The organism is Campylobacter sp. MIT 12-8780, assembly GCF_006864535.1.
Classification (GTDB): domain Bacteria; phylum Campylobacterota; class Campylobacteria; order Campylobacterales; family Campylobacteraceae; genus Campylobacter_D.
Map to the genome: position 1 here is coordinate 207,362 of NZ_QHLL01000001.1, position 24,028 is coordinate 231,389.

The window sequence follows — 24,028 nt, forward strand, 5'->3', positions numbered from 1 at the left end:
TGATAAACACGCTTTTAAACCTCCTCAAAACTTCGATCAAGCAAGGTTATAAGCTCGGTATTATTATTTGCTTTAGCATAATCAAGAGCAGTTTTGCCCTGCGCGTCTTTAATGTCTATATTTGCCCCAGCCTTAATGAGCTTGCTTGCCTTTTGCGTTAAATTTGCCTTAACAGCGACAATTAAAGGCGTATCGCCTTCTTGATCGATAAAATCAGTGCCGATTTTACAAAGCCTTTTAAATATCAAGTCATCAGTGCTATCAAACCATAGATAATAACACAAACACACTTCCTCAGCCCTTATTTTATAGCCATTTTTAAGCATATATTCAAGTATTGCCTCGCCTCCTTCGCTTACAGCCAAAAAAAGCTTGCCAGCAAAACTAAAGCCAACCTTTTCAATAAGAAATTTAAAGCTTGCAAGGCTTTGAAATTTCATCGCCCTATCAAGCAAACTTAAATCCTCATCATCTCTAAGCTCTTTTAAATAAGGTTTTGTTTGAAGCAAAAACTCAAGACTTTTGAGCTTAGCAAAACTCACAGCAAGGAAAATTGGGTGTTTATGTATATCTTTTATACTTTGATCTTGATATTTTTCAAGTCTTGCTATATCATCGTTTAAAACAGCCAAAGAAAGTCTATCAAAACGTTCATCATCACTTAAAATTTGAAAATCAATCTTATCAAAATGTTCGCTTAGCCACTCAAAAGCTAAAAATTTGGCATTTAAAAGAGCAAAATGCCCCGCATATAAAGGGAAATGAAAGCCTTTCATCTGCACGCTTTCATCTTTTAAACCTTGTTTGCGTAAAAAATCAAGCATAAACAAATCCCCACACAAAGCACTAAAGCTCAAAAGCCCTACTCCATCAAGTCTTAAGCTCAAAACCCTTGTCCCACTAAAAGCCTTAAATTTAGCTTTCTTTCCACACTTCACATTTAAAGCCTGCTGTAAAAGCTCAGCGCTCAAACAAGGCTTTAAAACCTGCTCTTTTTGAGTTTTTCTCAAAATATCAGCAAAAGAATCCTCATCATAAGCGTTAAATTCAAGCTCTTGTCCTAAGATAGCTTTAAGCACATTTGCTTCTAATTTATACATCAGCGCATAATGAAGCAAAGCAAATCCCCTAAAATCCTTTGCTTCATACCATTTATCAAAATCAAGCAAATAAAGATAAAAAGCAAGATAATCTTTTTGCTGTAAATAACTCAAAGCCCTATAAAAAGGCGAGTTTAAAGCCCTTAAAAGCCAAATCACAAAAGCTAAACAAATAATATCTAAAATTAAGCTTAAAAACCTACCTTGATATAAGCTTAAGCACACATCTACAAACACAAATAACACAAATGCTAAACAAAGCTTTTTATATAAAGCTATACTACCAGCTTTTGATCTTAAAAGCTCTATGATAGCCACTAAAATCAAAGCGATCATTAAAACTGAATTTATAAGATATAAATAAGTCATCATGGCATTCCTTTGTAAGAAATTTTAGCCTAAAATTATCAATTTTTTTAAAAATTAGCTTTTAAATTTGCTATAATTTATCCTTTTTAAAGCAATTTTACTCTCAAATAAACAAAAAGGGGCATAGTAATGAATGCAAAACTCATAATTTCGTCTTCAAACATAGATAAATTTAATTACCTCGCCCTATTTAAAGGCTTTTTTGCTTGGAACACCAAAGAGCCTTTAAGTCGTAAGAATTTTTGGCTTGCTAAGGTTGGAAAAAATGAATTTTGATACCATCATTAACAGAAAAAACACTGATTCGCTTAAGTATAGCAATGATAATTTGCCTATGTGGGTGGCAGATATGGATTTTAAAGTTGCTGATTGCATACAAGAAGCTATGCAAAAAAGGCTGGATCATGGTATATTTGGCTATACTTGCTTGGATGAAAATTTTTTTAAGCATATCATAACATGGTGGGATAAAAAGCACAAAGCAAAGCTCAAGCGCGAAAGTCTTGTCTTTAGCAACGGCATAGTGCCGACTTTAGGTGCTTTGCTAAGAATTCTAAGCGAAAAAGGCGATAAAATCTTACTTCAAAGCCCTGTTTATCATGCTTTTTTTCATGTGATTAAGCAAAATGAAAGAGTAGTTTTAGAAAATAAAATGCTTTATAAAAATGGAATTTACAACATTGATTTTAAAGACTTAGAGCAAAAACTTATCAAAGATAAGCCAAAAATCATGATACTTTGCAACCCGCACAATCCTATAGGTAAAATTTTTAGCGAAGAAGAACTAAGACTTATCAGCAAGCTTTGCAAGGCTCACAACACCATACTTATCAGCGATGAAATTCATTGTGATATAGTCGAAAAAGGCTTTGCTTATACAAGTATGGCAAAAATCGATGAAAAAGCCATCATCATGCTTTCAAGCACAAAGGCTTTTAATCTTGCAGCCCTAGCTGGCTCTTATAGTGTGATTGATGATAAAAGCGTGCGTTTAAAGCTTCAAAAAGAGCTTATAAAATCTGGTTTAAGTATGCCAAATCCTTTTTTCATCGCCGCAAATAATGCCGCTCTTAGCAAAGGGCAAGCTTGGCTAGAACAAATGAATGCCTATATCAAGCAAAACAAAAGCCTTGCAACTGAATTTATCGAAGCAAAAACACCTTGCAAAATCGTGCGTGGGGAGGCTTTGTATCTGATTTGGGTAGATTGCTCGGCATTTTGCAAAGATACAAGCAAGCTCTATGAGTTTTTAAAATCAAATTTCAAGCTGCAAGTTTCTAATGGAAAAGATTTTGGGGGCAATGGTAAGCTGTTTTTAAGGATAAATATAGCCTGCCCTGAAGCTACGCTTAAAAAAGGCTTAAAACTCTTTGAAGCTGGCGTAAAAGCCTTTATCAAACGTTGATTTTGCTTTGTTTGAGCCTAGCCCTAAGCGAATTGAAAGAAAGCTATAATCATGCTTGAAAGCTTTTCTTATCTTGGACTTTTTGCGATCAGTTTTATCTCAGCAAGCCTTTATCCTTTGGCTTCTGAAGCCTTTGTGGCGGGCTTTTTATTTCAGGGTTTTTCACCTTTTTGGGTATTTTTCATCGCCACATTTGGCAACACACTTGGGGCTTTAAGCACCTATTTGCTAGGCTTTTTAGGTAAAAGCTTTATACTTGAAAAATACTTCCATAAGAGCCTTTTAAAGCTTAAAACAATGAATTTAAATTTCAAACGTTTTGGTTGGGCTTTTGCCTTTTTTACCTTTTTACCTTTAGTAGGCGATCTTTTTGCCCTCGCTCTTGGGCTTGCTCGCTATAATATAGCTAAAACTATACTTTTTATCGCACTTGGTAAGGCTTTTAGGTATGGGATTTTGATTGTTTTTGCTTTATATCTTAAGGGGTAAAATTTGAATATTTTTCAAAGTATAAGCTTTTTCTTTTTAGCGTGTTTGTTTGAAGTGGGTGGTGCGTATTTGGTGTGGCTTTGGCTTAAGGAAGGAAAAAGCTTTTATTTAGGGCTTTTAGGACTTGTGGCTCTTGGACTTTATGGAGTCATAGCAAGCTTTCAGCCTCAGAGTTTTGGACGCGTTTTTGCAAGCTATGGAGGCTTTTTCATCGTTTTTTCTTTGCTGTGGGCTATGATATTTGATGATTTCAAGCCTGATTTTTATGATATTTTGGGTTCAGCTTTAACCTTGCTTGGAGTAGCACTTATTGCTTTTGCACCAAGATAAGAATTATTTGTGTTATAATGTAATATAATATTTTTTTGAAAGAAGGATATGAAAACTTTAACGATTATTGATACTTTTGGCTTTTTTTTTAGATTGTTTTATGCTCTAAAGGGCTTTAGAAATTCTGAAGGCAAACCAAGTGGTATGGTAGCTGGTTTTGCAAATTTTATTTATAGCTTAAAAAACGAACACAAGAGTGATTATATCATCTTTGCACTTGATAGCAAGGGCAAAACTTTCCGCTCTCAAATCGATCCAAACTACAAGATCAACCGCACCCCGCCTCCACCTGAACTTTTAGAACAAATCCCAATTTGCATTGAAATGATCGAAAAAATGGGCTTTTTAAGCGTTTCTCGCGAAGGGTATGAGGCTGATGACATCATCGCTTCTATGGTAAAAGAATGTGAAAATAAAGACATTTTTGTGCGTATTGTTACGCAGGATAAAGACTTATATCAACTTATCAAAGATGATAAAGTCAGCATTTATAGCCCTATTTCAAAAAATGATTATGATGAAGCTGCTTGCGTTGAAAAATACGGCGTCAAGCCCTCTCAAATCAAAGATTTTCTTGCCCTTTGTGGAGACACTTCAGATAACATACCCGGTGTTAAAGGCATAGGTGCAAAGGGTGCAAAAACCTTACTTGATGAGTTTAACTCTTTGGAAGGAATTTATGAAAATCTTACACTCATTCGCAATGAAAGAAGCAAAAAACTGCTTTTAGAAGGCAAAGAAAACGCTTTTTTAAGCAAAAAGCTTGCCTCTTTGTATGAAAATCTAGAAGTTGCAAATTTGCTTGAAAATGCTTTCTATCCAGATGATGAGCCACTTTTAAAAGTTTTTGATATACTTGAAGAATACGAGCTTAATGTTTTGCTGAAAAAACTTCGCCAAAGTCCAGAAAATAAAGACAAAAATTTAGGCTTTAAAGCTCGTTTGATCCTTGATGAAAATGAATTGTTTGAAATTTTACAAAGCCTTGATGAAGAAAGCATTATCGCTTTTGATACTGAAACAACAGGACTTGATACAAAAAGTGCGAAGATCGTGGGCTTTAGTTTTTGCATGAACGAGCAAATGGCATTTTATGTGCCTTTAGCTCATTCTTATCTTGGTGTGCCAGCTCAAATTTCACTTTTAAGCGCAAAAAAGGCTATAGAAAAGATTTTTACGCATTTTGTGGTAGGACATAACCTTAAATTTGACTTTAAGATCATCAAGCAAAACTTTGATCTTTTACCCCCAGTAAAATATGCTGATACTATGATCTTAGCGTGGCTTTTTAATCCAAGCTTAAGAGTGAATATGGACGATTTAGCCCAAAGATTATTTGATTATGAAACCTTGCATTTTGAAAGTCTTGTTAAAAAAGGTGAAAGCTTTGCAAGTGTAGAGCTTGAAAAAGCATGTTTATATGCTGCTGAGGACGCGTATATTACGCTGAGATTTTATTTGTATTTTTTACAGAATTTAGAACCAAAGCTTTTAGATTTGGCTTTTAAGAGTGAATTTGAGTTTATCAAAGTCATTATGATGATGGAAGAAAATGGTATCAAGCTTGACACGCAAAGCCTTGAAGTGCTAATGAGTCGTTTTGAAAAAGACATTAAAGCACTAAGTGAGGAAATCTACACACTTTGTGAGGATAGATTTAACCTTAACTCGCCAAAACAAGTTGGCGATATACTCTTTGAAAAGCTTAAATTGCCAAGTGGCAAAAAGGGCAAAACAGGGTATTCAACCGATGAAAAAGTGCTTAATGAGCTTATTGATAAGCACCCTTGTATCAGCAAAATCCTTGCTTACAGAGAGCTAGCCAAGCTTTATTCAACTTATTGTGAGCCGCTTTTAAAACTTGCTTTAAAAGATGAAAAATCAAGAATTTACTCAAGTTTTTTACAAACTGGCACCGCTACAGGACGTCTTTCTTCAAAAGAGCCAAATTTACAAAACATACCAGCTCACGGACAATACGCAAAAGATTATAAAACCTGCTTTGTGGCTGAGAAAGGCTTTAGCTTTTTAAGCATAGATTATTCACAAATCGAGCTTAGAATGCTGGCTCATTTTAGTGAGGATCAAAAGCTTTTAGAAGCCTTTGCAAATGATGAAGATATACACGCAAAAACAGCAATTATGATCTTTGGTGAGAGTAATTATGAAACAAGAAGTATTGCAAAAAGCATTAATTTTGGGCTGATTTATGGTATGGGTTATAAAACTTTAAGTCAAAATTTAAACATTAAAGCTGAACTTGCTAAAAGCTATATAGAGCGGTATTTTGAGAATTTTACGAGCATAAAAAGCTATTTTGAAAAGGTAAAAAGCGAAGCAAAAAAAGTTGGATTTATCAGCACGCTTAGTGGGAGGAAGCGGTATTTTAATTTTACTGATGCTAAAGCTGTGCAAGTAGCTATGTTTGAAAGAGAAAGCGTAAATTCTATACTTCAAGGCTCAGCAGCTGATATTATCAAGCTTGCTATGCTTGAGATTGCTAAAGTCTTAGATGATGAAAAAAGGCTCATTTTGCAAATTCATGATGAGCTTATTTTTGAGGTAAAAGATGAATTTGTAGAAAAATTTAGCGATTTTGCTCAAAATATTATGCAAAATATAGTAAAATTAAAAGTTAATTTAAAAACCTCAGCCAGCATTGCGAAAAATTGGGGTGATTTAAAGTAAAAAAAGGAGTATAGGATATGGATTTAACAACGATACTAGGTATGATACTCGCTACAGCAAGTATTTCTGTGGGCGATATTTTAGAGGGTGGAAACCCTTTACATGTTATACATCTTAGCTCCGTTCTTATCGTGATCCCAACAGCTGCGTTTTGTGCGATGACAGCAACACATAAAAAAATCGTCAAAGCTGCTTTTAGCGAACTTAAAATCGTCTTTACCGGTGCAAAGGTTAATCTCGGCGAAAGGATAGCTCAGCTCATTGAGTTTTCAATCATCGCAAGAAGAGATGGCTTACTCGCCCTTGAATCAAAAACAAATGATATAGAAAATGATTTTTTAAGAAATGCCTTGATGATGCTTGTTGATGGCAAAAGCTTTGATGAGATCAGAGAAACAATGGAAATTCAAACTGAAGAGCTTGAAGAGCATTATAAAGAGTGCGGTGAGTATTGGATACGTTTTGGCGAAACTTGTCCTACAATGGGACTTGTTGGAGCGGTTATGGGGCTTATGCTAGCTCTACAAAAACTTGACAATCCTCAAGAAATGGCGCTTGGTATCGCAGGAGCTTTTACAGCAACGGTTACGGGTATCTTTGGTTCTTACGCTCTTTTTTCACCTTGGGGCAATAAAATGAGAGCTAATGGCATGGATTTGGTTAAAGAACAAAGAGTGATCACTGAAGCTATCAAAGGTATAGCAGAAGGAGCCAACCCAAGAGACTTAGAAGCTAAACTTTTTAATTTCTTAAGTCATGGCGATGTGCGAATTTCACAATTTGAAAAATAATAAAGGATAAAAATGGCTAAAAAACATAAATGTCCAGAATGCCCAGCAGGCGAAAAATGGGCTGTGCCGTATGCGGACTTTTTGTCCTTGCTTTTAGCACTTTTTATCGCACTTTGGGCGATTAGCGAAAGCAATCCAGCCAAAGTAGAAGCCTTAAAAACTGAATTTGTCAAAATCTTTGACTTCACACCAAGTCATACCATAGAACAAGAAAGTCAAAATCAACAAAGATTTCAAGGTGCTTCAAAACAACCTCAAGATCAAATCGAAGCTCTAAAAGCCCTTACTATGACGCAACAAGAAACTATACAAAAACTTAAAGCTGCTCTTGATCAAAGCGAAAATCAAGTCGCCCTTCATCTACCAGCTCGCGTGCAGTTTGAAAGAGGAAGCGCACAAATCACTTCAGCTGACATTCAAGACTTTTTAAAATATATGATCGACTTTTCTTTACAGCAACCACCTCAAGTCAAGATCGAAATTCAAGGCTACACAGACAATAGCGACACAGCCCAAAGAAGCTTTGCTTTAGCGTATGAAAGGGCTCAAAGTGTGGCGGAGTTTTTTATAAATGGTGGAGTGAATGTAAAAAATATCAGCCTGAAAAGCTTTGGTTTAAACAATCCTTTAAACAACGATGCAAGCTCACTTGAAAATAATAGAGTTGAAATTTATTATAAAATCGACACAAGCGATGAACAAACGCAAAAATCAGTGCTTGAAAATCTTAAAAACTTTCAAGGTAATTGAAATTAAAAGAATATAAGTGCTTTGCGTGTAAATTACAAAGACAGATGAGACTATGAAAAAGTGAATTTTTGTGCTTTGTATGCTCGTATTTATTTTTTAATTCTAGTAAGAAAATTTGTCATTGCAAGATCCATCTTAAGCATGTAGCAAAAACCATCTGCTTCGTGCTTTCTCTTGCTTCTCACAAATGCATATAAATTTACGCTTAACCTTTCAAACGATCGCCGTATTTTTGCTTATTTGAGGTATAAACAAAGCTTAAAACCTCAGCCACAGCCCTAAAAAGCTCTTTTGGGATAAGATCATTCACATCACAAACCTTATAAAGCTCTCTTGCAAGAGGTGGATTTTCATAGACTAAAACCTTATGCTCATAAGCGATTTCTTTGATCTTTAACGCTAAAAAATCCACTCCCTTAGCTACTATCCTAGGAGCTGGTTCTTTGCTATTATCATACCTTAAAGCTACAGCATAGTGGGTAGGGTTGGTAATCACCACATCAGCCCCAGCCACATCTTGCACCATTCGTCTGCGAGCTGCTTCCATTTGCAAACGGCGAATACGTCCTTTAACCTGTGGATCTCCTTCCATTTGCTTGTATTCATCTTTAACTTCTTGTTTAGACATTCTCAAACCCTTAAAATACTGAAAACGCACCAAAAGAATATCTAAAATTCCTATCAAAAAAAAGGCGATGATCACTATAGCAGCCAAGATGATAGCCTTTTCTCGTAGCCAATAAAGCTGAGAAACTATATCATAAAGCTCGACACGAGGAAGTTCTGTCATAAACTGAAGTAAAAATACAAAAGCTATACTAAACACTATGCCGACTTTAAGCACTATTTTAACGGACTCTACAGCTTTTTTTAAGGAAAATAAATTCGCAAGTCCTTTGATAGGATTGATTTTGCTAAGATTTGGCGTTATGGGCTTTGTGGTAAAAATGAAGCCAAATTGCATTAAATTTCCCAAAACCCCAGCGATCATAATGCTTAAAACTATAGGCAAAAGCATAATCACAGCTTCAAAAATCGTTTTAATAGTAATGGCTTGTAAAATTTTAATATCAATTTCCACACCGATAAAACTTTGATAATAGCGATATAAGTTCATAATCCTTTCGCCCAAAAAGCCCACCAAAAACAGCACTACAACAACGCCGACGATCAAGGTTACCACTGCAGCGGCATCTTGAGACTTTGGGACATTGCCATCTTTTCTGGCATCCTCTATCTTCTTACTCGTCGCTTCTTCTGTCTTTTCTTGATCATCAGCTGCCATTTTTTGCCTTTATGGAAAGTATAAAGTGGATTTTAACATAATTTAAGTAGTTTTATAAAGAATTTGCTTTATAAGTGTAGATTTTGTGAGTTTAAAGAGCAAAAGCCTCCTTTTACAGAGGCTTAAAAAGAGCTTATAAATCTTTTCCGTGTTTGCCTAGATAATCAGCCACGCCCTTAGGATTAGCTTTCATACCTTCATCGCCTTTATTCCAGCCAGCTGGACAAACTTCGCCGTGTTCATTTGTGAAAAGCATAGTATCAACCATTCTTATCATTTCATCAATGTTTCTACCAAGTGGCAAGTCATTGATCACTGCATGACGGACAGTGCCATCTTTATCAAGTAAAAATGAACCACGAAGAGCTACAGCTTCATTAAAAAGCACATCAAAGCCTCTTGCGATTTCTCTTGTTAAATCAGCTACAAGAGGAAATTGCACTTGTCCTATACCACCTTCATTCACTGGGGTATTTTTCCAAGCAAAGTGTGAAAACTCATTATCACCTGAAATACCAATCACTTCAATACCTCTTGCTTTAAAGTCCTTATATCTTTTATCAAAAGCGATGATTTCAGACGGACATACAAAGGTAAAATCTTTTGGGTAAAAGAAAACTACGGCACCTTTTTCGCCGATATTTTTGTAAAGATTAAAATCTTCAACGATTTGGTTATCGCCTAAAACTGCAGCAGCTGTAAAATCTGGTGCTTTTTTGGTTACGATCATTGTTGTTCTCCTAGATAATAAATTTTATTAGCAATGAAATTATATCATTTAATGTTTAAAATAAACTAAAAACTCATTTTTCACTTCTTTACAGCTTGTTTTAAATCTTTTTTAAAAAAAAATTGCTATAATTTCACTTTTTAGCATAAGGCTAGAAATTGATAAATTTCAAGGGGAACACTTTGCAACGCACGCTTTCCATTATCAAACCAGACGCTGTTAAAAAGGGAGTTATAGGCGAAATTCTTGCTCGTTTTGAAAAAAATGGCTTAAGAATAGCTGCTCTTAAAAAGCTAAAACTCAGCAAAGAACAAGCTGCTGAATTTTATGCTATCCACAAAGAGAGACCTTTTTTTAAAGATTTGGTTGAATTTATGACAAGTGGTGCTGTTGTTGTTTCTGTTTTAGAAGGTGAAAATGCCGTCTTAAAAAACAGAGAATTGATGGGAGCAACCAATCCAAAAGAAGCTGCAAAAGGCACTATAAGAGCTGATTTTGCCCAAAGTATAGACGCAAACGCTGTTCATGGTAGCGATAGCTTGGAAAATGCTCAAAATGAGATCAAGTTCTTTTTCAAAGAAGATGAAATTCTTTAATGAAAATCGCTTTTTCTAGGCTTAATCAAACCGCTTATCCTTTTAAGCTCAACCTTGAAAATATGATCTTTGAAGGAGAGCTTACAAAGACAAAGCCAAATTTAGCTGAACTTAAGATGAATATGCAAGGCTTTGTATATAGACCTTGTGATTCATGCGGGGAAGAACTTGAGCTTCACATCGATGAAAATCTAAAGCTTTTTTTAAGTGATGGAATTTTCAAAGACAAAGATAATAAACTCAGCGACACACTTGAGTTTTTTGACGGACAAATTGATTTGCTTGAGCTTGCTATAAGTGAGCTTGAGAGTTATTTGAGCGATTATTTTTATTGTCAAAAATGCAAAAATAAATTTTAAAAAGGAGAAAAAGACAATGGCAGTTCCTAAAAGAAGAGTGAGCAAAACCAGAGCTGCAAAACGCAGAACTCACTATAAAATAGAGCTTGCAAAGCCTATCAAAGACAAAGATGGCAGCTTTAAAATGCCTCATAGAGTCAATCCTGTAACCAAGGAATACTAATTGATAAGCGTTGCTGTTGATGCAATGGGTGGAGATTATGGCGAAAAGCCTATTATGCAAGGTTTGGTGCAAGCCTTGCGTGAAAAAGCTTTTAAAGCTATTTTAGTCGGTGATGAAAAACGTTTAAAACCTCTTATCCCAAACGATCTTATGCAATACATTAGCTTTGAACAAGCTGATGAAATTTTTCCTATGGAAGAAAGCGCAACTGAAGCTTTAAAACACAAACAAAGCACTATTTATAAGGCTGTTGAGCTTGTGCGAGAAAAAAAAGCTCAAGCTGTCGTTTCAGCAGGACATAGTGGAGCGACTATGTCTTTAGCAACCTTGCGTATAGGACGCGTAAAAAATGTAGCGCGTCCAGCCATAGCCACACTTATGCCAAACACACATTCTAAGACGCTTTTTTTAGATGTTGGAGCGAATGTAGATTGTAAAAGTGAGCATTTGTTTCAATTTGGCGTTATGGGCGAAGCTTATGCTAAGGTGCTGATGAATATAGCCAAACCTAGAGTCGCCCTACTTTCAAATGGTGAAGAAGAAACAAAGGGAAATGAACTTACCAAAGAAAGCCATTTGCTCTTAAAACGACTTGAAAGCTTTGTTGGTAATGCTGAGGGTAGAGATATTTTCAATGGCAGCATTGATGTGTTAGTATGTGATGGCTTTAGTGGCAATGTGATCTTAAAAGCCTGTGAAGGCACAGCAACAGCTATTTTTAAAATTTTAAAAAGCGAAGTTAAACAATCCCTACTCGCAAGCCTTGGAGCTATGCTGATGAAAGGTGTTTTTTCAAAACTTAAAAAGCATATTGATTGGCAAGAATACGGCGGAGCTCCTTTACTTGGTATAAATGGTTGTGTGATCATTTCACACGGAAAAAGCGACGCAAGAGCGATTAAAAACGCTATGCTTCAAGCCCTGCTTTTTAGCGAATCAAACATCAACAAAGTCATAGAAGATGAGCTTGCAAAATATGACAAATAAAGCCAGTCTTAAAAGTATCGCCGCATATATACCTGAGCAAATTTTAAGCAATGAGGACTTAGAAAAACTCATCGATACTTCAGATGAATGGATACAAAAACGAACCGGTATCAAAGAACGGCACATCGCTCAAGATGATGAAAAATCAAGCGATCTAGGCACTAAAGCTGCGATTTTAGCCATTCAAAGAGCAAATTTAAAGCCTAAAGATATCGATGCTATAGTCGTTGCAAGCTTAAGTCCGGATTATTTTACTATGCCTTCAACAGCGTGTGTTATCGCTTCAAATTTAGGTTTGAAAAATATTACAGCCTTTGATATAAGTGCGGGCTGTGCAGGTTTTATATACTTGCTTGAAGTGGCTCGCTCACTCGTTGAAAGTGGAGCAAAGAAAAATGTGCTTATCGTGGGAGCTGAAAAAACAAGCTCAGTAATGGACTATGAGGATAGAAGTATTTGCATTTTATTTGGCGATGGAGCTGGCGCAGCAGTGATTGGCAAAGATGAAGGTTATCCTATACTTGATGTGCATACAGCAAGTGATGGCAGATACGGCGAGCTTTTAAAGATAGACAGAGCCAAAAAATCAAGCCTTTGCTCGCCTTTGGCTATGAAAATGAAAGGTAATGAAGTCTTTAAAGTCGCCGTGCAAATGCTGCAAAATGATGTTGTTGAAATTCTTGCTAAAAACAAAATCAGCCCCGACAAAATAGACCTTTTCATACCTCATCAAGCTAATCTAAGAATCATCAAAGCCGTGCAAGAAAGGCTTAATTTTAACGATGATAAATGCGTCTTAACCGTGCAAAAATACGGCAATACCTCATCAGCGTCCATACCAATGGCGATGAATGAAGCCTACGAGCAAGGCAGGCTCAAACAAGGAAATTTGATCTTGCTTGATGCCTTTGGCGGTGGCTTTGTGTGGGGCTCTGCTCTACTTTATTTTGGCGGAAAAAACTTTTCTTAAATTTCTAACTTTGAAAATACATTTTTTGATATAATGCAATTCTTATTTTTTTAAAAAAAGGAGAAAACAATGGATACAAGCACCATTTTAATGTCGTTACAAAATAAATTACCAAGAAAAAATCCTCTTATTTTTACTGATATAAAAGAAAAATTTGAGGCTTTAAACGAAGGGCAAAAAAGGGATTTTGTAAGTAGAATCGCTTTATCAAAGCTTGGTAGTCCTACCTTGACTTTTTGGATAGGAAGCTTTTTATTTGGAGCTTTTGGTGTTGGTTTTTTTATGGCTGGAGCTAAAAAATTAGGTTTTATTTGGCTTGGAATTACGATTGTTAATATAATAATTGCATCACTTTTTGTAGAGCCAGGTTCTGTTTTAGATAAATTTACTACAATTATCCCTACAGCTTTATGGGTGACAAGTATGGTAGAGGCTGGTAAAATTTTAAGAAAAAATAATCACGAAAAAATCATGCAAGCCCTAGAGGAAAGCAAGAAAGTATAAGCTGTGGATTGTAATAAGTTTTTATTTCATTATAAAGACTATTTGCCAAATGTTTTTTTAAACTAAAGATTTTACGAGATAAGAAAGAAAGCAAAGACTTAAGCCTTAAACTCAACATGCTTGAATTTATAGCCTGAATGCACTTTTTGGGTTAGCGGCGTATTATTTGGTATGTTTAAAGTAGATCGTTTTGTAATCGAAAGCATTTGACTTGGAATTTTAAAGCTTGCTTTATCCATTACTTACTTTTATTCTATTTTGTAGAATGTATAAAGCTTAGTCAAAGAATTGACATTAGGGTTTTAGAAGGAAACGAATTTACAGGCGGGGGATTAAAATTCCTTGCTTTTTAAGATATAAAACAAAGCAAGCTATTTTTCAAATCACAAAGCCCTCACAAGCTCCTTAAATACCTCACCTCTTTGAGCATAAGAGCTAAACTGATCAAGACTAGCACAAGCTGGGCTAAGTAAAGCCACTTCATCTTTTAAAAGCTCTTTTGAAATTTTTTCTACCGCTGTTTTGAGTTCATAGCATTGCTCTAACTCAAGCTTAAACTCACTTGCTTTTATAGCTAGTTTTTGAGTGCTTAAGCCTATGATATAAAGCTTTATTTTTTGTTTCTCGCAAACTTTGAAAAGCTCACTTAAATCCACGCCCTTATCATCGCCTCCTATGATAAGATGAATTTTCTTACCCTCAAAACGTTTTAAAGCCATTAAACAAGCGTCTAAATTTGTGGCTTTTGTATCATTAACCCAAAGTCTATTTTGGCTGTCTTTAAGCTCTTCTAACTTGTGTGCTTCTATCTTAAAGCTATTGATTTTTTCATAACTTATGCGATCAAGTAAGATTTTTTCTATGCTTAAAGCCATAATGGCATCAAGTAAAAAAGGGCTTTTAAAACTTACTTTTTGAATGTCTATGTTTAATTTACTTGCTAGATCAACTTCATCTTTATAGCTGATGATATAGGCTTTGCTTGGCGTTTTTGCATAACTTTCAGGAAGCAAGGCTACATCGCCTTCATTCATACGTTCTAGCACGCTTAACTTTGCCTTTTCATAGGCTTTAAAAGAGCCATGCCAAGAAAGATGATCCTCAGTGATAGGTAAAAGTGCGTAAATTTCAGGCTTAGCTGTGTGGGTATAGTGTAAAGTAAAGGATGAGGTTTCAAGTATCCAAAGCTTCGCATAAGGATCAAGCTTGGCTAGTGGTGTGCCTACATTGCCTCCTATTTGGGCTTTTATATCGCTTAAAAGGTGCCCAGCCATCTGTGTGGTGGTAGTTTTGCCATTTGTTCCGCTGATCCACACACTTTTTGGCATAGCATCATAAAAAAAATCATACTCACTTGTTAAATGCTTAGCTCTTAAAACAAGCTCGTGATTTGGCAAAAAGCCTGGCGTTACGATCTCAAGCTCGCTTTTTAAAGGATCAAAAAGGCTATTTTCAAGCAAAGAATTTCCAAACTCATCTTTAGCCTCGCCCTTAAAATGATCATCATAAATATCAAAAGCTCCAAAACGATCAAAAAGCTCTTGTGCTATGGCTTTATTTGTCTTGCCGTATCCAAAAAGTGAAATTTTCATTTTAGTTCCTTAGCGAAGTTTAATCGTCGCAAGAGCAAGTAAATTCGCAAGCAAGGCTATAGTCCAAAAACGCACGATGATTTTATTTTCTACCCAGCCTATCTTTTCAAAATGATGATGAATAGGTGCCATTTTAAACACTCTTTTGTGAAAAATTTTAAAGCTTCCTACTTGCAAAATCACAGAAATAGTCTCAAGCACAAAGACAAAGCCTATAAGCAGGAGCAAAAACTCGTTTTTTGAGATGATAGCTAAATACCCCAAAAACGCGCCCAAAGCTAGACTTCCACTATCGCCCATAAATACTTGTGCTGGATAGCAATTATACCACAAAAAGCCAATTAAAGCACCTATTAAAGCACAGCACACGATGACAACCTCGCCTAAATTTGCAATCTTAGGCAAAAAGAGGTATTCACTATAAATGATATTGCCACTAAGATACATAAAAACAGCTAAGGTTGTCAAAGAAAAGATAGAAGGCACGGTTGCAAGTCCATCAAGCCCATCTGTTAAATTTACAGCATTTGAGCTTGAAATGATCACTAACACCCAAAAAGCAAGAGCAAAAACCCCCATATCAAAAAGCGGATATTTATAAAAAGGTACAAAAAGCTCAGTAGATAAGGCAGAACTTAGATACAAAGGCAAAACACAAACAAAGGCTGCTAAGATTAAAAAACACATCTTTGCTCTTGGGCTTAAGCCTGAGTGATTGTCCTTTTTAAGCACCTTTCCTAGATCATCAACAAGCCCAATGGCACAAAAAAGAAAGAGCACAAGCAAAGCCATCATCACAAGCAAACTATCAAGCTTAGCACACAACAAACTTGCTACTAAAGTTGCAAAAATAAACACCAAACCACCCATAGTTGGCGTTTCGCACTTACTTTTGTGAGAGCTTGGGGCGTATTCATAGATAGGCTGTTTGGCGTTTTTAGCCTTTGCCCATTTGATAAATTTTGGCATTAAAAACAAAGATAAACACAAACTGATAAAAAACGCAAAGCCAGAACGCACGCTGATATAAGTAAAGAAAGCATAGTCGCTAAAATAAGAAAGATAATACAAAATTTTTGCCTTTTTTGCTTTTTGAAAGCAAAATTATAGTAAAATCTGCCCTAAAATTTCCTTATAAAAGAGTAAAAATGAAACAAAAATGTATTTTAGTCATCACAGATGGCATAGGACATAATGAAAGCTCGTATTATAATGCTTTTGCAAAGGCAAAAAAGCCAAATTATGACAAACTTTTTCATGAAGTTCCTCACACACTTATCAAAACAAGCGGTTTAGCTGTAGGCTTACCAGAAGGGCAAATGGGTAATAGTGAAGTAGGACACATGTGTATAGGAAGCGGACGCATTATCTATCAAAATCTTGTGCGTATTAACAAAGCTATAGAAGAAGATACTTTAAAGCACTCAAAAGAGCTTGAAAAGCTTTTAAGTACTTGCAAAAAAGTGCATATCATAGGGCTTTATAGCGATGGAGGCGTGCATTCACATTTAAATCATTTTAATGCTGTGGCTGAAATTTGCAAAGATCAAGGAAAAGAAGTGATTTTACACGCCATTACTGATGGACGCGATGTTTTACCAACAAGTGGGCTTGAGTTTATCAAGGAGCTAGAACGTTTTGCAAAAAACAAAGAAATGAAGCTTGGCACGCTTGGGGGCAGGTTTTTTGCTATGGATAGAGATAAACGTTATGAAAGAGTGAAAAAATACTACGATACGCTTTTTGGGCACTCTTTAAAGGTGCAAAGCTTAAGTGCTTATGTGGCAAATTCCTATGAAAAGGGCATTAGTGATGAGTTTATCGAGCCTGTAAGCACGCTTGATTTTAAGGGCATAGAAGCTGATGATGGTGTGATTTTAATCAATTTTAGAAACGATAGAATGAAACAACTTGTGCTTGCCTTAAATAGCAATGATTTTAAAGAATTTGATCGCTCTTGTATCATCAAAAAAATCCTTACTATGACGGTGTATGATGATACTTTTAATCTGCCCGTGCTCTTTGAAAAAGAAAAGATAGAAAATACCCTAGCCGCAACCATAGCAAAAGAGAATTTAAGCCAGCTTCATACCGCTGAAACTGAAAAATACGCTCATGTAACCTTCTTTTTTAATGGTGGCAAGGAAGAATTAGTGCTTAATGAAAGCCGTATTTTAGTGCCAAGTCCAAAGGTAAAAACCTATGATGAAAAGCCTGAAATGAGTGCTTATGAGGTGCTTGATGGGGTGTTAAAGGGCATTGAAAAAGGCGAGGATTTTATCGTGGTAAATTTTGCAAATGGCGATATGGTGGGACATACAGGCGATTTTGAAGCTTGTGTAAAGGCTGTTGAAGCTGTAGATGAGTGCTTAGGAAAACTCATAGAAAAGGCAAGAGAGCATAAATACGCTTTTATTATCACAAGCGATCATGGAAATTGTGAAGCTATGCAAGATGAAATGGGTAATAAGCTTACCAATCACACAACTTTTGATGTATTTTGTTTTGTGGAAGCTTTAGGAGTGCATAAGCTCAAAGAAGGCATGGGCTTAAGCAACCTTGCAGCTAGCGTGCTTAAGATCATGGATATAACAAAGCCAGATGAGATGAATGAGGCTTTGTTTTGATTAACTAATGACAAGTATAATTGCAAAAACTTTCAAAAAGGAAAAATATGAAATTTAGTGGAAAAAATGTCTTAATCACTGGAGCGAGCAAGGGCATAGGAGCAAGCATTGCAAAGGTTTTAGCTGGTTTTGGCTTAAAAGTGTGGATTAACTACCGCTCAAAGCCAGAACTTGCTGATGCTTTAAAAGATGAACTTGTGAAAAATGGAGCAAATGCAGCTGTGATTTGCTTTGATGCAAGCAATGAGCTTGAGTTTAGCGCTGGTATAAAAGCCATCATTGAAAGCGATGGAGAATTAAGCTATCTTGTCAATAATGCTGGTATAACAAATGATAATCTTGCTCTAAGAATGAGCTTAGATGATTTTAACAAAGTCGTTAATACCAACCTTGATTCAGCTTTTCTAGGCTCAAAAGAAGCCTTTAAAGTGATGAGTAAGAAACGTTTTGGAGCCGTGGTTAATATCGCTTCTATAGTTGGTGAAATGGGAAATGCCGGGCAGGTAAATTACTCTGCAAGCAAAGGTGGAATGATCGCTATGACAAAAAGCTTTGCCAAAGAAGCAGCTAGCAGAAACATACGTTATAACTGCGTTGCACCAGGCTTTATAAAAAGCGATATGACAGAAGGCTTAAGTGAAGAGGTGAAAAAAAGCTATGAAGAAAATATCCCTTTAAAACGTTTTGCCGAGCCTGAAGAAGTGGCAAATGTCGTAGCCTTTTTGTTGAGTGATTATGCAAGTTATATCACAGGCGATACTATAAAAATCAACGGCGGATTATATATGTAAGCAAATTTAAAGCCAAGTTGCTTTAAATTTCGCCCTTAAAAAACTCACAAATATCCACTTTTAAAATCTTAGCGATTTTATACAAATGCTCTAAATTAAAGTGGATATTTTTATATCCAGCCTCAGCACCAGCAACCAATGAAACACTTTTATATCCCATACTTAAGCTTAAATCAAGCTGAGAATACCCCTTTTCTTTGCGAATTTTTGCTACATTTTGAGCGATTAAAAGATGAAAATTATTAATCTCATCTTGCCTAATCTCGCTGAATTCATTCTCTTTTTTCATACACTCACTTTTATAAGTTTTTATTAAGTGTATTTTGTTTATAATTTTATTTCACTCTATTATATTAGAGTGAAATAAATTTTATTCACAAGGAGAAAAAATGTCAAATTCAACTATGCAACCTAAAGGAAGTATTTTTAGTATGCGAAAAATTGCCAAATTTTTTGCTCTCGCTACGCTAGGTATAGGTATAAGTGCCTGCTCTACTATCATCAATGGAACAACTCAAAAAATGACTTTTGAGTCAAATCCAAGCTCGGCTTCTATAGAGATTAAAACTAGCGGAGGCATAAGCATAGGTAAATATACCACTCCAGCAAGTGTTACTCTTGAAAGAGGTAGAGGATACTTCACCCCACAAGAATATAAAGTATTAGTGAGTAAGCCGGGTTACAAAGATGTAGAATTTAATATTACTCATAGGGTAAGTGGTTGGTATATAGCTGGAAATTTAATTTTTGGTGGCTTGCTTGGCTGGCTTGTTGTAGATCCAATTACCGGTGCAGTGTATATCCTAGAAGCCGAAGGAAGTAATATAACAAGCGATGGCGACACAATCACTATCAGCCTACTTGAGGAGTTGAGCTTAGAGCAACAATCAAAACTTCAAAGAATTAACTAAAGAAATAATTTTACAAAGACTTTCAAGAGTTCTTATTGCTCTTGAAAGTTCAAATTTGATTTAACAAACAACCTTAAAAACTTCTAAATTTGCATTTGCAAAGTTAAAGCATGTTGCCAAAAGGCTGTTTCAAGGCGTGTTGTGGTGTTAAAAATTTCGCTGAGTTTTTTAAATTTACACTCATCAACGGCGTTTGTGTAGCTATTTACAAAGTCTTCAAAATCCTTTACCTCAGCTTGAAATTCCTTGCCCGCATAGGTTAAAATCCACTCTTTATAAGGATGATTGACAAGTCCTTGATCACCCAAACGCTCATAAATTTCCCTGCCTATATAGCCATATCCTGTTGCACAAGCACTTAAAGCCACAAGCATATCCAAAAAGTCCCCACTATCGCCCACGCTTAACACATATCTTGTATAAGCGATATTGGTGAAACTTTCATCTTTTACGCTTAATTTATCAGCTTCTATGCCAAGAGCAAGTATGCTTTTGTGAAGTTCTAGCTCGCCATCTACGATATAGTTTTGAAATTTCATCGCAAAACGAAGTTCTTTGGCTGTATTGGCATTTAAGGCAAGTCTTGCAAAAGCCTTAGCATAATTAATCAAAAAGATATAATCTTGCTTAAGATAAAACAAAAAATTTTCTTGTTTGAGCGTGCCATTTTCTAGCTCTTTGACAAAGTCATGGTGCAAATAAGCGTCCCATTCTTTAGCATTTGTTTCAAGTAGTTTTTGAAAAAGCATATTTGTCCTTTAAATTTTAAGATAAAAGAGGTATTTTAAATCAAAAAGGCTAAAAACAAGCTAAATTTATTCGCTTACTTCATAGCCTTTTGTAAAAATCCACCAGCTTAATGCCTTAGCTCTTTGAAGCTGTTTAAAAAGCTCTTTTGCCTCGTTTTCATCATCATCCAAAGCCTTTTTATCTTGAAAATACTCAAGCTTAAAACCATCATAAATAAAACGATCATTACTCACAGCAAAATACCCCAAATTCTCTTTTTGTCCTATCTTTACCGCTTTATCGTTACTTAATAAACTCTGCCCAAAACTTGCGAATTTATACCCTTTTGGCGCGACAAGCTCTGTTATGGTTGGCGTGATATCAAGATGAGAGCCAGCTTTAAATAGCACCTTTGGTTGTAGTTTTGGCGAATACACGATCAAAGGGATAGAATTACTTGTTTTTATAGAAGCAAGTGGATAAGGGTATTTCATATCATAATGATCACCTGTGATGATGAAAAGGCTATCAGGTAGGATTTTTGAGGTTTCATTAATAAATTTTGCAATCATTTGATCTTGATAATAAATGTGTGAAAACACCTTTCTTGCAAGTTCTTTGTTCGTAATTTCTTTATGTGTATTAACAAAAGTATCAATTCTTTGCCAAGGAATGTCAAATTCATCTAAAGGCAGATCATAGGGTGGATGATACGAGGTTGTAAGTATCATAGAAAAACTTTTTTCATCTTTGTTTTTAAGCGTATAATCTTTAACAAAATCATAAGTATAATGATCAAACGCTCCCCAAGCATTAGCATAAGGAGCTTTAGCCCCTTTTTCTTTAGCATTTTGAATGATTTGAGTATTATATAAAATTTCATCAAAGCCTTGTGAAGCTGTATAAACATCGATCTTTTGCCAAGTGCCAGAACCTGCATAATAAAAACGCGTCTTATAGCCTAAATCCTTAAAGATAAAACCGGGCGAAGTTTTAAAAACAGGACTTTTGCCAACACTAAGATTAAAAGGAATTTCAATCTGAAAAAGCCCGCTAATTTGCACATCAAGGCTTTTGATAGTTCCGGGTGCATTTTGGATAAAAATATCGGCTTTAAAAGCCTTTTTATCGTTAATGAGTGCGTTAAGATTGTGCATCAAATCAAGCTCTTTAAATTCCTCATCAAAATGCCACTCACTCAAGCTTTCAGCGATGATATAAAAGATATGATTGATTTGTGCTTGATTATTGCCCTGCACTTCTTTTTCTAAAAGCTTACTTAGATCAAATCGCGTTTCATTGCTATCAAGCTTAAAGAAATTTTTCGTTGCTTCAAGCACACTTTCATCATTATAATCGCTAAATTTAGAATTAAAAATTTTCACATAGCCCTTATACACATACAAAAGATCTCTAAAACTTCCTACGCTAAGCTTTCTTAAAAAAGCATTTTCCACAGGCACAAGCTCTTTTCCTAAAGAAATGCCCTTAAAGCCAAAATGTCCGTTGATAGCAAATAAAGCACAAAAGAAAAAGAGTAGAAAAAGCGCGCTATTTTTTACAAATTTAAAGCTTGCAAAAGAAGTTTTGCAATGTCTTTGTAAAGCCTTAAAACAAAGTCTTAGCAAAAGATAAAATGCAAAACTTAAGATAAGCCAAAGTAGGATTTTAAAACCTAGATTAAAATCCCCACTTTGAGCTGTTTTTAAAATCGCAGCTCTATCATCAAAGATAAGTCCTAGCAAAGTCGCATTAAACATATCTGCATAAATTTCATAAAAGCCTATATTTGCCACCACCACAAAAACACTAACCAAAATCACCAAAAAAGTATAAATTTCAAGCACAAAAAAGCGGTTTTTAAACAATAAAGCCAACACAAAATAAAGCGCACTAAGCACACCAATGATCTGCCCATCATACCAAAAAGCATTATGAAAAGCCAACACAAACTCATCAAAACTTGCTTCTTTTACAGCAGAAAAATAAAAGCTGATAAAAAGCACTCTTAAAGATAAGAATACTGCGTATAAAAAGATCATAAAGATCAAAGAGCGAAGCACGAGGATTTTAAAGCTAAAATTGTATTTCATTGTCTCAGTCTTTTATAAAGAATTTGTAAAGAAAAAACGAGCAAAAATGCAAAACTATATAAAAAAAGATATATATCAACAAAGCTTTCAAATAGCCCGCTAAAGCCAGATACAAAGCCACAAAGCGAGATTAAAGCTAAAAAAGCATAGCTTTGATTACATAAAAATAAAAGCACTAAAAAAAGCAAAACAAAGCCAGCTTGCATAAAATAAGAGCTATGATACAGATCAAAAGGGATTAAATTTAACTCGCCTAAAAAGACAACAAGCGAGGCAAAAAAGATCAAAGCAAAGCTTAAAGCTTGCTGTAAAGGGTGCTTAAACGCCTTTTTTGTGTCGGCTTTGCATATATCAAAATCAAATGAAAAATCCTTACTCAAACCCCTAAATACAAAAAGTGCGCACAAAAGCACACAAAATAAACTTGGAGTGTCAAAAAAAGAATACAAAAGCGTGATAAAAGAGTAATGTCTCTCATAAAAAGGCAAACAAGCAAGGATAAAAAATACCAGCAAAAGAGTGTATTTTAACCTTTTGCTTAGAGTAAAAAAGCTCAGTAAATAAAACAAAGCCGTAAAAACTAAAAAAGCATTGGATAAAGCACTCATTTTTCGCCCTCAAATTCAAGCAAATTTTGTAGATAAGATAAATCAAGCTTTTGAATTTTAATCTTTTGGCGATTAAAAGTATAGCTGATATATAAATTTTCATCTTTTATCATCGCAGCTGGATAGCTTAATTCCTCGCCCTCATCAAGACTAAGCAAACGCACAAATTCGCCTTTGCTAGCGTCCTTAAGATGATATAAAGAAAGCCTTGAACGCGTGCTTTTCTCACCATCATTATGCAAAAGCAAAACTTGTGTTTTAGCGTTTTGATCTTTAAAAACACTCAAAACACTTGAGCTATCATAGTTTTTAAGCGAGCTTTTAAAAGGTTCTTGCCACTCTTTTGCACCTAAAGAGCAAGTTTGCATAAAGGCTGTGTTTTCATAGTTTTTGTAGTTGCGAAAAAAGGCTAGACATTGACTTTCATTTAAAGCAACAATACTTGGCTGAAGCTGTCCTTTAAGCGAATTCAAACGCTTAGTGTGAGAAAATTTTCCTTCTTGATCGAAAAAGGCGACTAAAGGATATTTGTCAATAAGCTCATGATATATAGGCAGAGCAAATGCTCCATTTTCATAGATTAACGCAGGCGTTCTTACAAGATGAGAAAAATTTGCAAAGGCTGAGAGTTGCAATTCTTGCTTAAACACAAGCTTTTCAAGACTCTCATCAAAAACAAATTGATAAATTTTGCTCGTCGCCCAACCCCCAAGACTCACGCCTACGACGAAAAAATGCACGCGATTTTGACTATCTTTAAAAACGACAGGATTACCAAGCTTTTTGATAAATTTGTGATTAAGATGAGAGAGTTCTTCTGCGTTTAAAATGGCTCTTGGCTCACTCCATTCTTGTTTTATAGCATCAAAAAAACTTTGATAAATTTTTACATCTTTATGTCCTTCTCTTGAGCCAGCAAAAAAGACGAGCATAAGCCCTTTTTGAGTATCTACAAGCGAGCTTGAATGCGCGCTTTTTTCAGGTGGATTGATAAGAAAAATTTGCTTTGTTTTTGCACTTTGTGTTTTATTTGCTTCAGGCACGCTTATGAATACATTTTCTATGCTTGTTTTATGCCTTAGATAAAAACCAAGAATAAGCAAAAAAATGCCAAGCAGAACAAAACCAAGAAAACGAAATAACACACTCTTTTTTATCATA

The 24,028-nt window shown here is 35.3% G+C and carries 27 protein-coding genes; 16 read left to right on the forward strand and 11 right to left on the reverse strand.

Going from position 1 to position 24,028, the window contains the following annotated elements; all coding sequences use genetic code 11:
* Nucleotides 1–14 precede the first annotated feature (14 nt).
* Nucleotides 15–1,472, reverse strand: coding sequence for an ankyrin repeat domain-containing protein (locus DMB95_RS00985; protein ID WP_142930534.1), 1,458 nt, complete (start codon nt 1,470–1,472; stop codon nt 15–17).
* Between the two features lie 126 nt (nt 1,473–1,598).
* Here DMB95_RS00985 and DMB95_RS09515 point away from each other — a divergent pair, with 126 nt between their 5' ends.
* Genes DMB95_RS09515 through motB form a run of 7 tightly spaced genes read left to right on the forward strand, consistent with a single transcriptional unit; the run spans nt 1,599 to nt 7,922 of the window.
* The gene (locus tag DMB95_RS09515) at nt 1,599–1,745 is read left to right on the forward strand and encodes a hypothetical protein (protein ID WP_162056656.1); all 147 of its coding nucleotides are present in this window, start codon (nt 1,599–1,601) and stop codon (nt 1,743–1,745) included.
* Nucleotides 1,735–2,874 carry a MalY/PatB family protein gene (locus tag DMB95_RS00990; protein WP_142930535.1) on the forward strand — a complete coding sequence of 380 codons (1,140 nt, stop codon included), beginning with the start codon at nt 1,735–1,737 and terminating at the stop codon, nt 2,872–2,874. Before DMB95_RS09515 ends, DMB95_RS00990 begins: the two co-directional genes overlap by 11 nt.
* A gap of 51 nt (nt 2,875–2,925) precedes the next feature.
* Entirely contained in the window at nt 2,926–3,363 is a 438-nt protein-coding gene (locus DMB95_RS00995; protein ID WP_142930536.1) for a YqaA family protein, read from the forward strand.
* Between the two features lie 3 nt (nt 3,364–3,366).
* Nucleotides 3,367–3,693, forward strand: coding sequence for a YnfA family protein (locus tag DMB95_RS01000; RefSeq protein WP_142930537.1), 327 nt, complete (start codon nt 3,367–3,369; stop codon nt 3,691–3,693).
* A gap of 48 nt (nt 3,694–3,741) precedes the next feature.
* On the forward strand, nt 3,742–6,381 hold the full coding sequence (polA, locus tag DMB95_RS01005) for a DNA polymerase I (RefSeq protein WP_142930538.1): 2,640 nt from the start codon (nt 3,742–3,744) through the stop codon (nt 6,379–6,381).
* A 17-nt stretch (nt 6,382–6,398) separates the two neighbouring features.
* A complete protein-coding gene (gene motA, locus DMB95_RS01010; protein WP_142930539.1) occupies nt 6,399–7,172 on the forward strand; it encodes a flagellar motor stator protein MotA in 774 nt (257 codons plus the stop codon).
* Between the two features lie 12 nt (nt 7,173–7,184).
* On the forward strand, nt 7,185–7,922 hold the full coding sequence (gene motB / locus DMB95_RS01015; RefSeq protein ID WP_142930540.1) for a flagellar motor protein MotB: 738 nt from the start codon (nt 7,185–7,187) through the stop codon (nt 7,920–7,922).
* 205 nt (nt 7,923–8,127) lie between these two features.
* Here motB and flhB read toward each other — a convergent pair whose 3' ends face one another.
* Both flhB and DMB95_RS01025 read right to left on the reverse strand, forming a co-directional pair.
* Complete coding sequence (gene flhB / locus DMB95_RS01020; RefSeq protein WP_142930541.1) at nt 8,128–9,207, reverse strand: flagellar biosynthesis protein FlhB; 1,080 nt, start codon at nt 9,205–9,207, stop codon at nt 8,128–8,130.
* A 133-nt stretch (nt 9,208–9,340) separates the two neighbouring features.
* Nucleotides 9,341–9,937, reverse strand: coding sequence for a peroxiredoxin (locus tag DMB95_RS01025; protein WP_142930542.1), 597 nt, complete (start codon nt 9,935–9,937; stop codon nt 9,341–9,343).
* A gap of 182 nt (nt 9,938–10,119) precedes the next feature.
* On the opposite strand from DMB95_RS01025, the gene ndk reads away from it, so the two are divergent.
* From ndk to DMB95_RS01055, 6 genes are all read left to right on the forward strand, one after another.
* Nucleotides 10,120–10,533: a nucleoside-diphosphate kinase gene (gene ndk, locus DMB95_RS01030; RefSeq protein WP_034905851.1), complete on the forward strand. Its 414-nt coding sequence runs from the start codon at nt 10,120–10,122 to the stop codon at nt 10,531–10,533.
* Complete coding sequence (locus DMB95_RS01035; protein ID WP_137632713.1) at nt 10,533–10,892, forward strand: DUF177 domain-containing protein; 360 nt, start codon at nt 10,533–10,535, stop codon at nt 10,890–10,892. The genes ndk and DMB95_RS01035 overlap by 1 nt, the downstream gene beginning before the upstream one ends.
* Before the next feature lie 16 nt (nt 10,893–10,908).
* Nucleotides 10,909–11,055 (forward strand): 50S ribosomal protein L32, encoded by a 147-nt coding sequence (rpmF, locus tag DMB95_RS01040; RefSeq protein ID WP_137632712.1) that lies wholly within the window; start codon nt 10,909–10,911, stop codon nt 11,053–11,055.
* Entirely contained in the window at nt 11,056–12,042 is a 987-nt protein-coding gene (plsX, locus tag DMB95_RS01045; protein WP_137632711.1) for a phosphate acyltransferase PlsX, read from the forward strand.
* Nucleotides 12,032–13,012 carry a beta-ketoacyl-ACP synthase III gene (locus tag DMB95_RS01050; protein ID WP_238386840.1) on the forward strand — a complete coding sequence of 327 codons (981 nt, stop codon included), beginning with the start codon at nt 12,032–12,034 and terminating at the stop codon, nt 13,010–13,012. Before plsX ends, DMB95_RS01050 begins: the two co-directional genes overlap by 11 nt.
* Nucleotides 13,013–13,081: 69 nt before the next feature.
* Nucleotides 13,082–13,516 (forward strand): hypothetical protein, encoded by a 435-nt coding sequence (locus DMB95_RS01055; protein ID WP_142930544.1) that lies wholly within the window; start codon nt 13,082–13,084, stop codon nt 13,514–13,516.
* 98 nt (nt 13,517–13,614) lie between these two features.
* Here DMB95_RS01055 and DMB95_RS09520 read toward each other — a convergent pair whose 3' ends face one another.
* From DMB95_RS09520 to mraY, 3 genes are all read right to left on the reverse strand, one after another.
* On the reverse strand, nt 13,615–13,755 hold the full coding sequence (locus DMB95_RS09520) for a hypothetical protein (RefSeq protein ID WP_162056657.1): 141 nt from the start codon (nt 13,753–13,755) through the stop codon (nt 13,615–13,617).
* A 144-nt stretch (nt 13,756–13,899) separates the two neighbouring features.
* Nucleotides 13,900–15,108, reverse strand: a complete 1,209-nt coding sequence (gene murD / locus DMB95_RS01060) for a UDP-N-acetylmuramoyl-L-alanine--D-glutamate ligase (RefSeq protein ID WP_142930545.1) — start codon at nt 15,106–15,108, stop codon at nt 13,900–13,902.
* Between the two features lie 9 nt (nt 15,109–15,117).
* Nucleotides 15,118–16,179: a phospho-N-acetylmuramoyl-pentapeptide-transferase gene (gene mraY / locus DMB95_RS01065; protein WP_137632707.1), complete on the reverse strand. Its 1,062-nt coding sequence runs from the start codon at nt 16,177–16,179 to the stop codon at nt 15,118–15,120.
* Nucleotides 16,180–16,256: 77 nt separating this feature from the next.
* Between mraY and gpmI the strand changes: the two genes are divergently transcribed.
* Both gpmI and fabG read left to right on the forward strand, forming a co-directional pair.
* Nucleotides 16,257–17,735: a 2,3-bisphosphoglycerate-independent phosphoglycerate mutase gene (gene gpmI / locus DMB95_RS01070; RefSeq protein ID WP_142930546.1), complete on the forward strand. Its 1,479-nt coding sequence runs from the start codon at nt 16,257–16,259 to the stop codon at nt 17,733–17,735.
* A 47-nt stretch (nt 17,736–17,782) separates the two neighbouring features.
* On the forward strand, nt 17,783–18,526 hold the full coding sequence (gene fabG, locus DMB95_RS01075) for a 3-oxoacyl-ACP reductase FabG (protein ID WP_137632705.1): 744 nt from the start codon (nt 17,783–17,785) through the stop codon (nt 18,524–18,526).
* A gap of 22 nt (nt 18,527–18,548) precedes the next feature.
* On the opposite strand, the gene DMB95_RS01080 is transcribed toward fabG, so the two are convergent.
* Nucleotides 18,549–18,815, reverse strand: a complete 267-nt coding sequence (locus DMB95_RS01080) for a helix-turn-helix domain-containing protein (protein ID WP_137632704.1) — start codon at nt 18,813–18,815, stop codon at nt 18,549–18,551.
* A gap of 100 nt (nt 18,816–18,915) precedes the next feature.
* Between DMB95_RS01080 and DMB95_RS01085 the strand changes: the two genes are divergently transcribed.
* Nucleotides 18,916–19,437 carry a hypothetical protein gene (locus DMB95_RS01085; RefSeq protein ID WP_142930547.1) on the forward strand — a complete coding sequence of 174 codons (522 nt, stop codon included), beginning with the start codon at nt 18,916–18,918 and terminating at the stop codon, nt 19,435–19,437.
* A gap of 83 nt (nt 19,438–19,520) precedes the next feature.
* Here DMB95_RS01085 and DMB95_RS01090 read toward each other — a convergent pair whose 3' ends face one another.
* The 4 genes from DMB95_RS01090 to DMB95_RS01105 all read right to left on the reverse strand — a co-directional run bounded on the left by DMB95_RS01090 (nt 19,521) and on the right by DMB95_RS01105 (nt 24,027).
* The gene (locus DMB95_RS01090) at nt 19,521–20,186 is read right to left on the reverse strand and encodes a TenA family protein (protein WP_142930548.1); all 666 of its coding nucleotides are present in this window, start codon (nt 20,184–20,186) and stop codon (nt 19,521–19,523) included.
* A gap of 66 nt (nt 20,187–20,252) precedes the next feature.
* Nucleotides 20,253–22,259 carry an LTA synthase family protein gene (locus tag DMB95_RS01095; RefSeq protein ID WP_238386816.1) on the reverse strand — a complete coding sequence of 669 codons (2,007 nt, stop codon included), beginning with the start codon at nt 22,257–22,259 and terminating at the stop codon, nt 20,253–20,255.
* Entirely contained in the window at nt 22,256–22,867 is a 612-nt protein-coding gene (locus tag DMB95_RS01100) for a hypothetical protein (protein WP_142930549.1), read from the reverse strand. The genes DMB95_RS01095 and DMB95_RS01100 overlap by 4 nt, the downstream gene beginning before the upstream one ends.
* Nucleotides 22,864–24,027, reverse strand: a complete 1,164-nt coding sequence (locus DMB95_RS01105) for an exo-alpha-sialidase (RefSeq protein ID WP_142930550.1) — start codon at nt 24,025–24,027, stop codon at nt 22,864–22,866. Before DMB95_RS01105 ends, DMB95_RS01100 begins: the two co-directional genes overlap by 4 nt.
* Nucleotide 24,028: the final 1 nt, after the last annotated feature.

What these genes read in the sequence shown, in the direction of transcription:
- DMB95_RS01085 (WP_142930547.1), top strand. Translation starts at nt 18,916, where the DNA reads ATGTCAAATTCAACTATGCAACCTAAAGGAAGTATTTTTAGTATGCGA.
- DMB95_RS01025 (WP_142930542.1), bottom strand. Translation starts at nt 9,937, where the DNA reads ATGATCGTAACCAAAAAAGCACCAGATTTTACAGCTGCTGCAGTTTTA.
- DMB95_RS01080 (WP_137632704.1), bottom strand. Translation starts at nt 18,815, where the DNA reads ATGAAAAAAGAGAATGAATTCAGCGAGATTAGGCAAGATGAGATTAAT.
- polA (WP_142930538.1), top strand. Translation starts at nt 3,742, where the DNA reads ATGAAAACTTTAACGATTATTGATACTTTTGGCTTTTTTTTTAGATTG.
- DMB95_RS01105 (WP_142930550.1), bottom strand. Translation starts at nt 24,027, where the DNA reads ATGATAAAAAAGAGTGTGTTATTTCGTTTTCTTGGTTTTGTTCTGCTT.
- DMB95_RS00985 (WP_142930534.1), bottom strand. Translation starts at nt 1,472, where the DNA reads ATGATGACTTATTTATATCTTATAAATTCAGTTTTAATGATCGCTTTG.
- DMB95_RS00990 (WP_142930535.1), top strand. Translation starts at nt 1,735, where the DNA reads ATGAATTTTGATACCATCATTAACAGAAAAAACACTGATTCGCTTAAG.
- flhB (WP_142930541.1), bottom strand. Translation starts at nt 9,207, where the DNA reads ATGGCAGCTGATGATCAAGAAAAGACAGAAGAAGCGACGAGTAAGAAG.
- motA (WP_142930539.1), top strand. Translation starts at nt 6,399, where the DNA reads ATGGATTTAACAACGATACTAGGTATGATACTCGCTACAGCAAGTATT.
- murD (WP_142930545.1), bottom strand. Translation starts at nt 15,108, where the DNA reads ATGAAAATTTCACTTTTTGGATACGGCAAGACAAATAAAGCCATAGCA.
- DMB95_RS01090 (WP_142930548.1), bottom strand. Translation starts at nt 20,186, where the DNA reads ATGCTTTTTCAAAAACTACTTGAAACAAATGCTAAAGAATGGGACGCT.
- DMB95_RS09520 (WP_162056657.1), bottom strand. Translation starts at nt 13,755, where the DNA reads ATGGATAAAGCAAGCTTTAAAATTCCAAGTCAAATGCTTTCGATTACA.
- fabG (WP_137632705.1), top strand. Translation starts at nt 17,783, where the DNA reads ATGAAATTTAGTGGAAAAAATGTCTTAATCACTGGAGCGAGCAAGGGC.
- gpmI (WP_142930546.1), top strand. Translation starts at nt 16,257, where the DNA reads ATGAAACAAAAATGTATTTTAGTCATCACAGATGGCATAGGACATAAT.
- DMB95_RS01050 (WP_238386840.1), top strand. Translation starts at nt 12,032, where the DNA reads ATGACAAATAAAGCCAGTCTTAAAAGTATCGCCGCATATATACCTGAG.
- motB (WP_142930540.1), top strand. Translation starts at nt 7,185, where the DNA reads ATGGCTAAAAAACATAAATGTCCAGAATGCCCAGCAGGCGAAAAATGG.
- DMB95_RS00995 (WP_142930536.1), top strand. Translation starts at nt 2,926, where the DNA reads ATGCTTGAAAGCTTTTCTTATCTTGGACTTTTTGCGATCAGTTTTATC.
- DMB95_RS01100 (WP_142930549.1), bottom strand. Translation starts at nt 22,867, where the DNA reads ATGAGTGCTTTATCCAATGCTTTTTTAGTTTTTACGGCTTTGTTTTAT.
- rpmF (WP_137632712.1), top strand. Translation starts at nt 10,909, where the DNA reads ATGGCAGTTCCTAAAAGAAGAGTGAGCAAAACCAGAGCTGCAAAACGC.
- DMB95_RS09515 (WP_162056656.1), top strand. Translation starts at nt 1,599, where the DNA reads ATGAATGCAAAACTCATAATTTCGTCTTCAAACATAGATAAATTTAAT.
- DMB95_RS01055 (WP_142930544.1), top strand. Translation starts at nt 13,082, where the DNA reads ATGGATACAAGCACCATTTTAATGTCGTTACAAAATAAATTACCAAGA.
- DMB95_RS01035 (WP_137632713.1), top strand. Translation starts at nt 10,533, where the DNA reads ATGAAAATCGCTTTTTCTAGGCTTAATCAAACCGCTTATCCTTTTAAG.
- DMB95_RS01095 (WP_238386816.1), bottom strand. Translation starts at nt 22,259, where the DNA reads ATGAAATACAATTTTAGCTTTAAAATCCTCGTGCTTCGCTCTTTGATC.